The organism is Burkholderia sp. HI4860 (genome assembly GCF_002223045.2).
GTDB lineage: Bacteria > Pseudomonadota > Gammaproteobacteria > Burkholderiales > Burkholderiaceae > Burkholderia.
Genome location: NZ_NKFO02000004.1, coordinates 149,313 through 163,445, shown reverse-complemented (window position 1 = coordinate 163,445; position 14,133 = coordinate 149,313). Strand labels below are relative to the sequence as shown.

General features: G+C 62.6%; 15 protein-coding genes. 6 read left to right on the top strand and 9 right to left on the bottom strand.

Annotated elements, in window-relative coordinates; all coding sequences use genetic code 11:
• Window positions 1-58 precede the first annotated feature (58 nt).
• The 6 genes from CFB34_RS33650 (at window position 59) to CFB34_RS33625 (ending at window position 6,780) form a co-directional block, all read left to right on the top strand.
• A complete protein-coding gene (locus CFB34_RS33650) occupies window positions 59-712 on the top strand; it encodes a peroxiredoxin (protein ID WP_027810705.1) in 654 nt (217 codons plus the stop codon).
• 359 nt (window positions 713-1,071) lie between these two features.
• Window positions 1,072-3,459: a heavy metal translocating P-type ATPase gene (locus CFB34_RS33645; RefSeq protein ID WP_080289696.1), complete on the top strand. Its 2,388-nt coding sequence runs from the start codon at window positions 1,072-1,074 to the stop codon at window positions 3,457-3,459.
• Between the two features lie 69 nt (window positions 3,460-3,528).
• A complete protein-coding gene (locus CFB34_RS33640; protein WP_027810704.1) occupies window positions 3,529-4,479 on the top strand; it encodes a hypothetical protein in 951 nt (316 codons plus the stop codon).
• A 57-nt stretch (window positions 4,480-4,536) separates the two neighbouring features.
• A complete protein-coding gene (locus tag CFB34_RS33635) occupies window positions 4,537-5,151 on the top strand; it encodes a class I SAM-dependent methyltransferase (protein ID WP_027810703.1) in 615 nt (204 codons plus the stop codon).
• A gap of 325 nt (window positions 5,152-5,476) precedes the next feature.
• On the top strand, window positions 5,477-6,151 hold the full coding sequence (locus tag CFB34_RS33630) for a c-type cytochrome (protein ID WP_046544057.1): 675 nt from the start codon (window positions 5,477-5,479) through the stop codon (window positions 6,149-6,151).
• Window positions 6,148-6,780 (top strand): TlpA disulfide reductase family protein, encoded by a 633-nt coding sequence (locus CFB34_RS33625; protein ID WP_027810701.1) that lies wholly within the window; start codon window positions 6,148-6,150, stop codon window positions 6,778-6,780. Before CFB34_RS33630 ends, CFB34_RS33625 begins: the two co-directional genes overlap by 4 nt.
• 462 nt (window positions 6,781-7,242) lie before the next feature.
• Here CFB34_RS33625 and CFB34_RS33620 read toward each other — a convergent pair whose 3' ends face one another.
• From CFB34_RS33620 to CFB34_RS33580, 9 genes are all read right to left on the bottom strand, one after another.
• Window positions 7,243-7,680, bottom strand: coding sequence for a DUF411 domain-containing protein (locus tag CFB34_RS33620; RefSeq protein WP_027810700.1), 438 nt, complete (start codon window positions 7,678-7,680; stop codon window positions 7,243-7,245).
• Window positions 7,681-7,732: 52 nt separating this feature from the next.
• Window positions 7,733-8,242 (bottom strand): protein-disulfide reductase DsbD domain-containing protein, encoded by a 510-nt coding sequence (locus tag CFB34_RS33615; RefSeq protein ID WP_048985210.1) that lies wholly within the window; start codon window positions 8,240-8,242, stop codon window positions 7,733-7,735.
• A 14-nt stretch (window positions 8,243-8,256) separates the two neighbouring features.
• On the bottom strand, window positions 8,257-9,426 hold the full coding sequence (locus tag CFB34_RS33610; RefSeq protein ID WP_027810699.1) for a cytochrome c biogenesis protein CcdA: 1,170 nt from the start codon (window positions 9,424-9,426) through the stop codon (window positions 8,257-8,259).
• Between the two features lie 13 nt (window positions 9,427-9,439).
• A complete protein-coding gene (locus CFB34_RS33605) occupies window positions 9,440-9,964 on the bottom strand; it encodes a TlpA disulfide reductase family protein (protein WP_027810698.1) in 525 nt (174 codons plus the stop codon).
• Window positions 9,965-9,980: 16 nt separating this feature from the next.
• Entirely contained in the window at window positions 9,981-10,514 is a 534-nt protein-coding gene (locus CFB34_RS33600; protein WP_223274318.1) for an SCO family protein, read from the bottom strand.
• A 170-nt stretch (window positions 10,515-10,684) separates the two neighbouring features.
• Complete coding sequence (locus tag CFB34_RS33595) at window positions 10,685-11,146, bottom strand: cytochrome c (protein WP_034175753.1); 462 nt, start codon at window positions 11,144-11,146, stop codon at window positions 10,685-10,687.
• On the bottom strand, window positions 11,139-12,041 hold the full coding sequence (locus tag CFB34_RS33590; RefSeq protein ID WP_143282323.1) for a hypothetical protein: 903 nt from the start codon (window positions 12,039-12,041) through the stop codon (window positions 11,139-11,141). Before CFB34_RS33590 ends, CFB34_RS33595 begins: the two co-directional genes overlap by 8 nt.
• Before the next feature lie 955 nt (window positions 12,042-12,996).
• Window positions 12,997-13,647 carry a DUF1109 domain-containing protein gene (locus tag CFB34_RS33585; RefSeq protein WP_027810695.1) on the bottom strand — a complete coding sequence of 217 codons (651 nt, stop codon included), beginning with the start codon at window positions 13,645-13,647 and terminating at the stop codon, window positions 12,997-12,999.
• 239 nt (window positions 13,648-13,886) lie between these two features.
• Entirely contained in the window at window positions 13,887-14,108 is a 222-nt protein-coding gene (locus tag CFB34_RS33580) for a hypothetical protein (protein ID WP_027810694.1), read from the bottom strand.
• Between the last annotated feature and the right edge of the window lie 25 nt (window positions 14,109-14,133).

The window sequence follows — 14,133 nt, the reverse complement described above, 5'->3', positions numbered from 1 at the left end:
GCGGCCACGGTGAGCGTGGCAGTCGTTTCTTGATTCACTTTCCGTATGGAGGCACAAGATGGCTATTCGCATTGGAGACGAAGCACCCGATTTCACCGCCGAGAGTACCGAGGGCACGATCCGCTTTCACGAGTGGATCGGCGATCACTGGGCAATCCTGTTTTCCCATCCGAAGGACTTCACGCCGGTATGCACAACGGAGCTCGGCTACATGGCCGGGCTTAAGCCGGAATTCGATCAGCGCAACACGAAGATCATCGGGCTCTCCGTCGACCCCGTCAGCGATCACCAGAAATGGGTGAAAGACATCGAGGAGACGCAAGGGCACGCGATCAACTATCCAATGATCGGCGACGACAATCTGGTGGTCGCAAAACTGTACGACATGATTCACCCGAATGCGAGCGGCGGGCCGCGCACCGCGGTCGACAACGCGACCGTACGCTCGGTGTTCATCATCGGGCCCGACAAGAAAGTGAAGGCGATGCTGGTCTACCCGATGAGCGCGGGCCGTAATTTCGACGAGGTGCTGCGCCTGCTCGATGCGCTGCAACTCAACGCGAAGCACACGGTCGCGACGCCGGTGAACTGGACGCCCGGCGACGACGTCATCATCCCGACCTCGGTGTCGGACGACGATGCGAAGAAGAAGTATCCGCTGGGTTTCAAAACCCTGAAACCTTACCTTCGTTACGTGAAGCAGCCTGGCTAGATCTGAATCCGCGGGGGCGCCAGAGAGTATCCCGGCGTCCCATTAGCGCAGGGTTCCGCCGACAAAATGGGGATTCATCGACGACACAATTGTTGTGCCGCGACGGCGGACGACGGAATCGCCAGTCGTGCGAGAGCAGTTTCTGCGACGGGGAAAGTAGTGAATCGACTGCGAAGAGATTTAACTGCACGTGTGTATCAGGCGACCGGCTTGACCTTCCCACCGGGGCGACGTCGATCGTGTAACTAAAGCCGCACCACAACGGGACCGGACAAACTGCTGATCCCGCGCCGTGGCAATGGTGCCCGCGAGGCGTTGCCGAATCGGTTCAACCGTATTCGTTGAAGGAGCAAGATCGAATGGACAAGCAGCACGACGACCACGCCTCTTGCGTGCATCGCAGCACCGCAGAACCCAGCGCATCCGGTCAAGCCAAACGGGTTGATGACGCTCGAAACGGTGCGAACACTTCATCACTGAAGGATCCAGTGTGCGGAATGACCGTAACGGCGGATACTCCGTACCAGACTCGTCACATGGGCCACGCATACAGTTTCTGCAGCGAATCGTGCCTGCGGAAATTCAAAGCGAATCCGGCGCGATACGTCGACTCGACTGGAGAGGATATGCCGAGCAAAGCGCCGGACGGCACGGTTTATACCTGCCCGATGCATCCCGAAATCCGCCAGGATCATCCCGGCCACTGCCCGAAGTGCGGGATGGCACTCGAGGCACTGATACCGGACACGAGCGACGAAGTAAACCCGGAACTGGTCGATTTCCGCCGTCGATTCTGGCGGACCTTGCCGTTTTCCGTCGCTGCCTTCCTGATCGCCATGTTCGGCCACCGGATCGGCGGAGCATTTCCATTGATGCAGAACTGGGTGGAACTGGCGTTGTCCGCGCCGGTCGTGCTGTGGGCCGGCCTGCCGATCTTTGCGCGCTTCGTGCAGTCATTGCTCCAGCGTAGTCCGAACATGTGGACGCTGATCGGACTCGGCACCGGTGCGGCGTTCATCTACAGCGTCGTGGCGACTGCCGTGCCGGATGCCTTCCCGCAGACTTTCGTCGTAGACGGCAGGGTGGGGGTGTATTTCGAGGCCGCGGCGGTGATTCTGTCGCTGACGCTACTCGGCCAGATTCTCGAACTGCGGGCACGCGCGCAGACATCGGCCGCGATTCGATCATTGCTCGAACTTGCACCCAAGACGGCTCGCCGAATCATGGTGGACGGAACGGAAGAGGATGTGCCGCTGACCGATGTTCGTCCGGATGATTGCTTGCGGGTGCGACCCGGTGAGAAAGTCCCGGTCGATGGCGTCGTCGTAGTTGGCGCCAGCACAATCGACGAGGCTATGATCACCGGCGAGGCGATGCCAGTGCCGAAGCATTTGGGCGATCACGTGATCGGCGCGACGCTGAATACGTCAGGCAGTTTCGTCATCCGCGCGGAAAAAGTGGGATCGCAAACGGTCCTGGCACAAATCGTCGAACTTGTCGCGCACGCACAGCGTTCCAAGGCGCCCATGCAGCGCATGGCCGACAAGGTGGCCGGTGTGTTCGTGGTGGCGGTGATCGCGATTGCGCTGACAACGTTCGTCGCGTGGGGACTGTGGGGGCCGCAGCCCGGCTGGGTGTTTGGACTGATTAACGCTGTCGCGGTGCTGATCATCGCGTGCCCATGCGCGATGGGCCTCGCCACACCGATGTCGATCATGGTGGCGAACGGCAAGGGGGCATTGAACGGCGTGCTGTTCCGTGACGCGGCCGCAATCGAACATCTGCGGAAGGTGGATACCCTCGTCGTCGACAAAACCGGGACGCTGACCATGGGGCGGCCGGCGTTCTCGGAGGCGCTCGCCGCGAACGGCTTTGCCGACAACGAGGTGCTGCGTTTGGCGGCGAGTCTGGATCAGGGCAGCGAACACCCGCTGGCCGCCACGCTCGTCACGGCTGCGGTGGAGCGCAAGCTGGCGCTCGAATCGGCGACGGACTTCACGGCGCTCGCTGGACTTGGCGTGCGCGGGTCGGTTGCAGGGACGCCACTTGCACTTGGCAACGCCGCGCTGATGCATGAGATCGGTGCCGATATTGGGCCGCTTGCCACGCGCGCTGACACGTTGCGCGAGCAGGGATCGAGCGTCATGTACCTCGCAGTGGACGGTGCGCTCGCCGGCTTGGTAGCTGTCTCCGATCCGATCAAGGAGACTACGCCTGAGGCACTTGGCACGCTGCAGGAAGCCGGCATCCGGGTTGTCGTCGCGAGCGGTGACGGGACTGCGACCGTCAAGGCCACCGCAGAACGTCTCAAGATCGGTGAATACCATGGTGAAAGTAAGCCGGCCGATAAATTGGCGCTGGTGTCGAGACTGCAGAACGAAGGCGCGGTCGTTGGCATGGCCGGGGACGGCATCAATGATGCGCCGGCACTTGCGAAAGCCGATGTCGGCATCGCGATGGGAACCGGGACGGATGTCGCGATGCACAGTGCTCAGGTGACCCTCGTAAAGGGTGATCTGCGCGGCATCGCGCGGGCGCGAGCGTTGTCCGAAGCCACGGTGCGCAACATGAAGCAAAATCTGGCGTGGGCATTCGTCTACAACGCGTTGGGCGTGCCACTGGCGGCCGGCGTGCTTTATCCGCTGACCGGTTGGCTGCTGTCGCCGATGATCGCGGCGCTGGCAATGAGCCTGAGCTCGGCGTCGGTAATCTCGAATGCGTTGAGATTGAGAAGCGTCAGAATTTGACACGCGTGAATGGCCGTTTCCCGACGGCGATGCGCAAGACAATGCAAACGCGAAGCGGGGAGATCGACGATGGAACGAACATACGGGATCGATGGCTTCACCCGACGCCGTTTCTTATGCGCACTGGCAGCGCTGGCCGGATACTACGGCGGCCCGGCTGCCGGCGCGTCCGAAGATCGATCGAACGGGCGTTATCAGATTTACGTCGACGATGTCGTTCCAAGACAGGGCGTCGACACGAGAGTCGCTTTTGGCGATGCGATTCATCGGCTGGTGGCAGCGGGCGTGATCGTCCCCGACAAATACCGCGCAGTGATTGGTGCGAAGGCGCGCCTTCCGGATTGGGTCGAGCACCTATTCGTCGGGCCGTCGTCGTCGCCGATCGTGTTCTCCGCCGAGAATGCGCCGTATCTGCTTCATTTGCTTTGGCCGCTCGGCTTGGCGACACGCGCCCGCTTCAACGAGCACAGCCCGATGCGAACGGTCCGGCTGCCATCATTTGCGAGCACGGGCGGCTGGACGCTCGGTCAGGCAAGCAACGGCTACGTCTATTTCGACCGGATCGACACGATGCGTCTGACGCCTGCGCAAGAAGCAATCGCTCTCGAGGTCGCGACGAACACCTATCGGCCATGCTGCGACAACTCGACTTTCTATCAGGACTGCAATCACGGCTCGGCTCTCCTTGGAATGATCGAGTTGGCTGCGTCGCAAGGTGCATCGGCTGACTTGGTGTTCCGGATCGCGCGGGTAGCGAATTCGTACTGGTTCACGTCCCAATATGCGATGACGTCGATGGTCTTTACGCATCTTCGCCAGCAAGCGTGGCATACGGTGTCGCCACGGCTCGTGCTGGGACAGGACTATTCGTCGTTGAGCGGGTGGCAACGGAATGTGGCCGACGTGCTGGAGCGGAAGAAGGTATCCGGGCCGCTACCGCAACAGGCGTCGGCATCGTGCGGCATGCCCGGCGACAACGCCGCGCGACTGGCCGCGCCGCATATCGTGCGACGGGAGTAAGACGTGAGCGCCGTCGCGTACCTTCGCCGAGTTCGGCGACATCGAAAGGGGCATTTGATGGGAATCTACAGTCGCTATATTTTTCCTCGGCTCTGCGATCTGGCGATGGGTCAGGCGATGCTGGTCCCGTACCGTGAGCGCGTCGTCGGAGGCGCAGCGGGACGCGTGCTCGAGGTCGGTTCGGGCTCGGGCCTGAATCTGCCGCTGTATCGCGAAGATGTACGCGGCGTATTCGCGCTGGAACCGTCGGCGGAACTGTTGAAGATGGCGAGCCGTCACGTCATGCAAGCTGGCGCGCCGGTCGATTTCCTGATGGCGTCTGCGGAATGCATTCCGCTTCCGGACCAGAGCATCGACACGGCGGTCAGCACCTGGACGCTGTGCTCGATTCCGGATGCCGATCGAGCGTTGCAGGAAATCCGGCGGGTGCTGACGCCCTCGGGGCGCTTGCTGTTCGTCGAGCATGGTCTTGCGCCGGAGCCCGGTGTGCGACGCTGGCAAGATCGGCTGACGCCCGCTTGGTGTTGCGTCAGCGGCGGCTGTCACTTGAACCGTCCGATCCGCTCGCTAATCGAGCGTGCAGGTTTCGGGTTCGACCAAATCGGTACCGGTTACGCGCCGGGACCCAGATGTTTCACGTATTTCTACGAGGGCGTTGCGCGGAAATGCTGAGATCGTGGCGTCGCGATATCGGACGTGACCGCGGCGCATGGTCGCGAACGATTGCCTTGCCAAATTCTTTCGATTTGACTGCGCCATTTGTGGCAGTTGGCGAGTTTTGGCATGCGTTCGACCCGCAGCTGTGTTCGCGGCCGCGTCAAGTGGAGGTCGTAATCGAACACCTTGGAATTTCACGCGGAAAGTGCCGCACGGGATAGAACGATGACGAGACGGATGGGGGGCACGATACAACCGCAGGACGCGGGCAGAGCTTCACCCGTCGCCGTTTTGCGTGCTGTCGCCGCAATTTGACCCGGTACCCAACTGGAGCCGTTCAATGATCTCGCCGCTTCGCCCCCCAACGATTCTGGCTACCCTGGTCACGTTTGCCTTCGGCGGTCCAGTTCGAGCAGAAGGCGATCTCATGCGCGGCGCGCAGGCGGCCCGCGAGTGCATGGCCTGCCACTCGTTCGCGCCGGGGCGACACATGACGGGGCCGAGCCTCGCCAACGTATGGGGCCGCAAGGCGGGCACAGCCGCTGGTTTCCAGCGCTATTCGGATGCGCTGAAACGGTCGGGCCTGGTTTGGGACAAAGAGCACCTGGATGCGTGGCTCAAGGACCCCGCGGCACGGGTTCCCGGCAACGCGATGGACTTTCCGGGCATTGCGGACGCGCGCACGCGGGCCGATCTGCTCGCTTATCTCGAGGCGGTTTCCGGCGGTCGTGTGTCGGTCCCGGACCAGGGCCTGCCGAACCTGAAGGCGGCAGGCGCGGCTTCGCAGCTGACCGCCATCCACTACTGCGGCGACACGTACCGCCTGTCGACGGCCGACGGAAAGCTACATACGTTCTGGGAGTTCAATCTGCGGTTCAAAACGGACGGCAGCGTCGACGGCCCGCGTCCGGGTACGCCCGTACTCGTTGGCACCGGCATGCGGGGTGACCGCGCCGCTGTGATTTTTTCGCGTCCGGAGGAAATCTCCGGATTTATTCGAAGGCAGTGCACATGAATCAACGCCGCCCTGACCGATCCGACGAACCCATCCCGCCAAGCGATACCGCAGAGCGGCATGACGGCGAGCGCAACTGGCGCATGTCGAGACGAGCGTGGCTTGCAATGCTGAGCGTCACGGGCCTGGCGGGTGCTGGCTTTGCTTACGGGAGCTGGTTTTCGGATGATATTGTAAACGGCGTTGTCATTCATCCGCGTCCACGCGAGCTCGGAACGCTGCGTTTCGCAGACGACAAGGGCACCGCGACAAGCCTGAGCGCGTTTCGTGGCCGAGTCGTGCTGCTGAACGTCTGGGCTACCTGGTGCCTTCCGTGCCGTGATGAGATGCCGACACTGGATCGTCTGCAGGCAGCGCTCGGCGGACCGAGTTTTGAAGTCGTCGCAGTTTCTCTTGACGCGGGCGGCTTGCCGGCGGTGCAGGCGTTCTTTCGCGAGATTGGCGTTAAACACCTGCGCCCATATCTCGATACCTTCCACGATGTCGCGGCTCTGGCCTCAACGGGCATACCGCTCACCTTGTTGATCGACCGCAACGGCCGCGAAGTGGGCCGCAAGCTGGGGCCTGCCACGTGGGACGATCCTCAAATGCTCCGACTGATCCGGCGTTATCTACCGGCCACGCCGTGAGCGAGCGGCCCCCCCGAATCGCACGCTCACATGAGGAGATCGAGATTTGGGTCTTTAACGCCACACCACCATGCCACGGCACTGCGATCGGGCGATCGCGCAATGCCATGCTGCTCCCTTATCGCGAGCGCGTCACGGGCAGCACGGAAAACGCCGGATTGGAGATCCGGGCCGGTTCCGGGCTGAATTTTCCCTTGTGAAAAAGGGGGCTCGGCGATACGCGCGAGCCCCGTAAAAGACGGTCGAGACCTGACAATCGATCACGGCAGGACAGCACCCTAATCGACTCTCCGGCCAGCACCGTCTGCGTGGACGTTGCGCCGCGGCGCTCTTGCACAGTGCGTCTTGTCGGGCAACCGCCTAGACCCGGCGCCGCAGCAGTAGCAGGGACACCGACAGCAAGACGTGGCATTCACGCATGCGCGCATGCTTCTGGACGTCGGTGCTGCGCCATCCTAGCCCTCAGAAGTTCGCAAAGACTGTGGGCGCTGGCCCTGGCTGCAATTCGTAGACGGTCAGCGGCCCTTTACGGGACCCCGGCATCCCCGGCGCGCCGGCCGGCATGCCCGGCAGGGCGATCCCCTTGATCGCCGGATGCTCGTTCAGCAGGCGCTTGACGAGATTCGCAGGGACGAGCCCTTCGACGACATAGCCGCCTACGATCGCCGTATGGCACCCTTCCAGGCTTTCAGGCACGCCGTATTGTTTCTTGATCGATACCAGGTTGGGCGTATTGATTGTCTCCACCTTGAAGCCATTCGCCGCGAGGTCTTTCGCCCATGCATCGCAGCACCCGCAATTCGGGTTCTTGTACATCTTCACGGGAATTTCAGCCGCCAGCGCGGACAATTGCACGCCGAGCGCGGCGATCATCAGCAGGCACATCTTGAGGTAACGCATGACAGGACTCCTTCGTCGTGAGGTGAGTGACTAAACAAACGAATGCTGCTGGTTACGTCGTGTCCATCGAAGCGACGACGTTCGCCGGGGGCAGGCAGATGCCCTGGGTGCTACAGGCCTGCACGTGCACCACGACACGGTAGCTCTTGAGGTTCGAGGGAGCCGTGAACGGGATGACCGTACCGTCTTCGTACACCTGAATGTCCTTGCCGTCGATCACGATCCCGCTGTTTCTACCGGGCGGATAAACGGCCTGCGCATCATGCGATGCGCCTTCGCCCTGAAGCGTTAGGGTCGTCGGAATGAGCGATTCGAGCGACGCGGGATTGGCGTTCACATGCCAGCCGGTGGCGATATGCAAGGTCAACTCGGCGTGGTGGTCACGTGCAGCGACGGAGGCGCTCACGTATCGAGACGAGTCAGCCATGCCGATCGCTTGCGAGTCGGTGACGGAGGGGAGGTGAGCGCGCGGGCCAGCCTCGATCCAGACGAAGGCCGCGGCGACGGCCAGCACGACGACGGCGGCCGACGCGGCGAGCACACGGTTGACATTCTTCTTCATCAAGGATTCTCCATTTACTTCAGCGCATTCAATGCGTCCACAAGGCTTCCGGCGGTGAACAGGCCGGAAAAGTGTTGTACCTCGCGCCCATCGCGATCGAGCACCGCAACGAACGGCAGCCCCACTCCGCCGTAGAAAGCAAGCAGGCGTTCGAGCGCGGGATCGGGTCGTGTGAGGTCGGCCTGAAACGGCACGACGCCGCGTCGGTGAATGGCCTCGGCAACGTTATCGGCCTGGTACACGCTGCGCTCAAGGACCTTGCAGTTGATGCACCATTGCGCAGTGAATTCCACGATGGCGGGGCGCCCGAGTACCGGCAGCATTGCCAAGTCGCGATCGTGCAGTGGTTGCCAGGCGATGCTGCGCGCCGCGGATGATCCGAAACCGGTGCTGACATTGACCATCACCGCTGTTACGACGCCGACGATGACGACCGCGCGGCGCGAACCGCGGTCTTTGCTGCGTACAAAGACTGCGCACGCCCATGCCAGCACGCCGAGACCAAATGCAAACCACAGCAGCGGTTCCCAGGCCGCAGGCAAGACACTGCGAACGAAGAAAATCGCCGCGCCGGACAGGATCCAGCTGAAACTCTGGCGCACTACGTCGGACCAGCCGCCGGCGCGCGGAAAACGCAGGAGCAGCGCAGGCCGGAGAATCAGAAGAGCGTAGGGCGACGCGAGCCCGACGCCGATTGACACGAAGAGCGCGACGATATTCGGTGCCGGCTGCGCGAGCGCGAATACGAGGACACCGCCCAGCAACGGTCCCGTGCACGGTGTCGACAGCAACGCACACACCAGGCCGGAAACGAAAGGCTCGAGAAACTTCACGCCATGCGCCGACGCGATCACGGCGGGCAGGCGCAGCCCACGCCAGCCGAAATTGGCGATCGCCAGCGCGAGCAGCAGCGCGCTCAACATGGTCAACACGATCCGCGATTGAAACAGGACGCCCCAATGCAAATGCAGCAGCGCCGTAGCCAATCCCAGCGCCGCAAAAAAAAGTACCGATCCGGCGGTAAACAGCGCGGCCGACATCGCGCGCGCGCTCAGCCGTTGCCCGGTTTCGCGCAGGATCGCGCGAACCTTGAGGGGGATGGCTGGCAGCACGCACGGCGTGAGATTGAGCAGGGCGCCGGCGCCGAACGCGAGCGGAATCTGAACGAAGAGCAGAGACAGCATGTCGGCACACTCATCAGGAAGCTTGCGCGAGCGCCTGCTCGATCAGATGATGCAGCGCGGGAAAGTCGGGCTCGCCGAGAATTCGTTTCAGGATCTCCCCCTTTTTGTCGACCACGAAAGTCGTGGGCGTCATGTTCACGTTGTCGAATTGCTGAGCGAGGCCGCCGTCCGAGTCCATTGCCACTTTGAAAGGAAGTCCGTGCGTACGGGTGTAGTTGACGACGTACACTGGCGGGTCGTACTTCATCGATACCGCGATGAAGTCGAATCCTTTCCCTTTGAACTTGTTGTACGTGTCAATCATCTGTGGCATTTCCTTGATGCAGGTCGCGCAACTTGTCGCCCAGAAATTGACCAGATATACCTTGCCGCGCAGGTCGGCCGTCGTCAGCTTCTGGCCCGACAGCAGGACGAAGGTCGCCTTCGGCACGGACTTCGTCGGAGCCAGTGCGAGGTATGCGGATACGAGAAGAGCGGCCGTTACCAGCGCGGCGGCGACCTTGCCGATTGAAAGCCTGAATCTGCGCGTCGCGGTCATGTCGGGCCTCATGATTTCATTCCAGCAATTGCCGTATGTCCGCCGCGAGTGTCGTGGCATCGGCACCGGTCTGCTCCAGCACGCGCACGGCGCCCTTTGTGTGGAACAGGAAGACATTGCCGTTATGCATAATGGTGTTATCGCTCGGTTCTCCGGATCGGCCGCCAAACACCTTCATCTGGCTGGTCGCGGTCTTCAGTTCCTCCGGCGTGCCGCGCAAGCCGAGAAAGCGCGGATCGAACGCGGATACCCACTGCCGTAGCACGGGCAAGGTGTCGTGCTCGGGATCGACAGTCACGAACAGTACCTGCACCTGACCGGCGTCCTTGCCGAGTTGCTGCATCGCCCGTCCAAGCTCCGCCATCGTCGTCGGACATACGTCCGGGCAGTGTGTGTACCCGAAGAACACCGCGACGACCTTTCCCCGGAAATCGGCCAGCGACCGCCGCCGGCCCGTATGGTCGGTCATTGTGACGGTCATCGTCAGTGGCGATGCGCTGATGTCCAAGCCCTTGAAGTCGGGCGTCCGACTGCACGCGACCAGCAGCATCGCGGCGGGCACGAGCGACAGGTAACGCAACGCGGTACGCCGGCCCGTGCACAACGGCTTGGCATGGGTCACTGGGGGCTTGCGAAACTGCATATACGATCCTTTATGGTGGCGCGTGACTGGCGGCTGTCGGATTGCGTCAGCGGGCGAACAGGTTCGGGAGGCCGGTGTCATTGCCGAGCCTCCGGCGGAAACGATGCGTCGCGACTCTCGGACCGCTGGAATGCGCGTTGTTCAGGTGTCCACATCGTCTTCAGATATTCGATCACGCTGCGAATCTCGATCGGCGTCAGCGTGGCGCCAAAGGGCGGCATGGTCAGCCGCTCGGTCTTGTTGAACGGATCGCGCCAACCGTCGTGGACGAGCTTGTACAACATGCCATCGGCGTGCTTCCACGTGTGTCCCTTTGCGTTGTGCGGGGGCGCGGGCATCTCGCCCAATGCATCGGGTTGCTGCCAGTTCGGTGCACCTTCACCGTGTGGCCCGTGGCACGACGCGCAGTTTTGCTGGTATATCGTCAGGCCGGCCTTAAGCAAGTCGAACCTGTGCGGCGATGCCGAGGTATCGCCGGCATGCGCGAGCGGCGCCAGCGTGAGCAGCGCGGCGAACGCGGCGGGTGTCGGCTTAGCCATCGAGGCGCTCCCATGTTCCTGCGTGATCTGCGCGGCGAAAGAGCGCGCCGTCGCCAGCCGCGTACAGCACCCCGTCCGGGGTGACTAGCAGAGCGGTGATCGCCGGGCCGGGCGCGGCCAGATGCGTCCATTGCTCGCCGCCGTCCCGGCTCAGCAGGAGTTCCTTGCCCAAAGCCGCGTAGATCTGCTGCGGTTCGCGTGGATCGTAGGTGACCGCATCCACTTTGCCGGTCAGCCCGCCGGCCTTGCGCCAGCCGCAGAAGCAGTCCATCGACCGGCTGACGCCGTTCGAGGTCGCGGCCAACAGCCAGCCGGTCTGCATGCTGCCGGGCATGTTCGAGTGAACAAGACGCAGGATCGTGGCTCGCGGTCCGGCATCCATCAGGCGCCAATCCCGTCCGTCCTTCTGGCTCCGGAAAATTCCACGCCCGGCCACATAGGCGTAAACCGTATCGGCCTGATCGGCATGCGTGGCAAGGGCCTCGACGGTACGGCTGGGCAGTCCCGCGTTGGTCGATTGCCAGCTTTGACCGTCGTTGTCGCTACGAAGGACGCCCAGACCGGGCCCGCCGACGTACAGCAGGCCCGGTCGCCGCGCCGACGTCGCGATGGCCAAGACGCGGCCATGCGTTTGCGGCAGCGCGATTCGATTCCAATGCCGCCCGTCGTCGACGCTCCGGTAGAGCGCATCGACGGTAGCTTTCAGCAGCACATGGTGGGACGCGTCGATCCCGAGCGCGACGATCGGGCTTCGCGCGGCCGTCGTCAGCGCATCCGCGCTGGCATCGTGCAGCGCGAGCAAGCCAGTGAACAGGACAACAACCACGCTCAGCGCGTGTGCTGGCAAGTTGCACCGTCCGAAGATTCTGCGCTTGCCGTCTTTTTTGGGTTTCATTGAAGTCTCCAAGACAAACGACTCCCGTTTGCCGACGATTTCCGGTCAATCCGTTCGTCCGCACCGCAACCGCGCCCGCCGGCCCTCAGCCGACGGACGGGACACAATTCAGCGCGCAGGCTTCAATCCCACACGCGGGATAGGCGGCGAAATCCGTCTTTTCCGCAGTGGTATGGCGGACGGAGCGGTGCGTCGTCGAAGGCGGCAATCGGCCAACGGACTAATCGCGCAGTGCGACGAAACGACACCGTCGTGCTGCGGACGCGAAGGAAAATCAGCCGAGACTGGGAGGACGCAGCAGCGTCCGCGGGAAGTCCTGCAGGATGAAATGCGAGGGGAGGTGGGGATAGCGGAACCGCTGATATTGAGAATCAGGGAGACTGGAATCCGCTTGGAGTACCGGCATGGTGGGACTGCACACCGTAGCAGCCTTGCACGGCTTGCCCATCAACGCATGCTGGCTGGCGTCCGCTGGCAAGCAATCGGCGGTGGCTGCCACCGTTCCCGTTGCCATCGCCGAACCTTCCGCGCATTCCCCCGACGCTGACAATGCCGCTCCCGCCTGTCCCAGGAAGGCCAGACAAACGAACAGCGAAAGGAGAAGGCGGACTGCAGCGGTCATACAAGGGGGGACGGACGCCCCGGCAATGGCGCAAGCATGACGAAGACTATATCAAAGTATTCGCGCTGATCGGCAACATTGAATTGAACGTTGCGTGAGAAGGCGGCCGAAGTTCGATCATCCGTCCACCGCTGCTTGCGCAGTGCATCGCAGCAATTTCCGCATGATGCCGGCGTATCGGCACGCGGCTGCGTCGCCCCGGGCGGTCCCGGATGGGTTTCACGCGTCAGGGGCACGCGAGCTGATCGCTGAATCGACGTGTCAGGTGGGGTGGCGGCGACGACTCCACGTCCGCGTTCGCGCCCCGGGAGTGGCGATGACAAGCGTAGCTCGTCATCGCTGCGGCGCGAGCCACCCCAACAGCCGTGGCCCATACCAGGCACTGAGCACGAGGAGGAGAGCTGTAACGCCGAAATTCCACAGGAGAACCATCACCGTTGCGTCGAGCGGATGGAGTAGTGACAGCGCTATCGTTGTCACGGCCGAACGGAGACCGCCCATTATCGCTACGGGCACCGGCGCGAAGCGCGCTGCGTGGCGCAGCATCGCAAGCATCAGTAGTGACAGCGGCGTGCCGGTGAGGGTCAGCGTGGCGAAGCAGCGCGCGGTTTCCCCGGCGGATATACCGTCCGGCCCAATTTTGATCCAATTGGTGAGGCACCCGTAACCGATGGTAGCTATCCACACGGCGAGTGCGGGCGCGGGAAGCAGCAACCACCGCCGTGAGCGGCCCGGAACGCTGACGATGAAAGCGGCCACCGCGGCGAGAACGCCGGTGGTTGCTGCTGCCACGCCGGTGACGAAAGTGGGCTGACCCAGCTTATTCATCAAGTCCGGCCGCACCCCGTGTTCGAGTGCCACCAGCGTCAATATCAGGGCTGCAAACGCCAGCCAGCATGCCGCCCGCAGCGTAGGCGGCAGCAGGCGTCGAACCGGTTTTGCCTCGGCGACCAGCGATTCGATCAGATCCTGGGTAGATGTCATGCTTCGCCTCCCCGCTTTCCGCTCGGCTGACGCTGATTGTGCCGCGCCCGGTGTGTCGCAGACCTTCGGCGTGGCCGTCGGGATCCCGCTGGCCACCGCAGCTTCCCATGCTAACGACGCTTCGTCGCATTTCCAGTGATCCGGATCGCATCCCACTGCGCCTCCGTCACGCGCTCATCCGGTCGAAGAGCCTCCGGCACCTGCAGCACTATGCAGTGCGACTCTTCTGGCTCAGAGGGCTAGTAGCCCTTCGCGCCGGAGGCGTGGTTCCCCATCCCGCTGTCTTGCTTTTTCATCATTTTCTTTTGATGCTTCATCGGTGTCTTGGCCATCGTCCCGCTGGCAGCCAGCGTTTCGGACGACATCGCATTGTTACTCATCACGCCGCTCGCTTGTGCAAACGTTGCACCGCCCGCCATCAATAGGCCAGCGGAACATGCAGCAATGATCAAGTTCTTCATTTTGCGCTCCTTGTTCATTACTTGA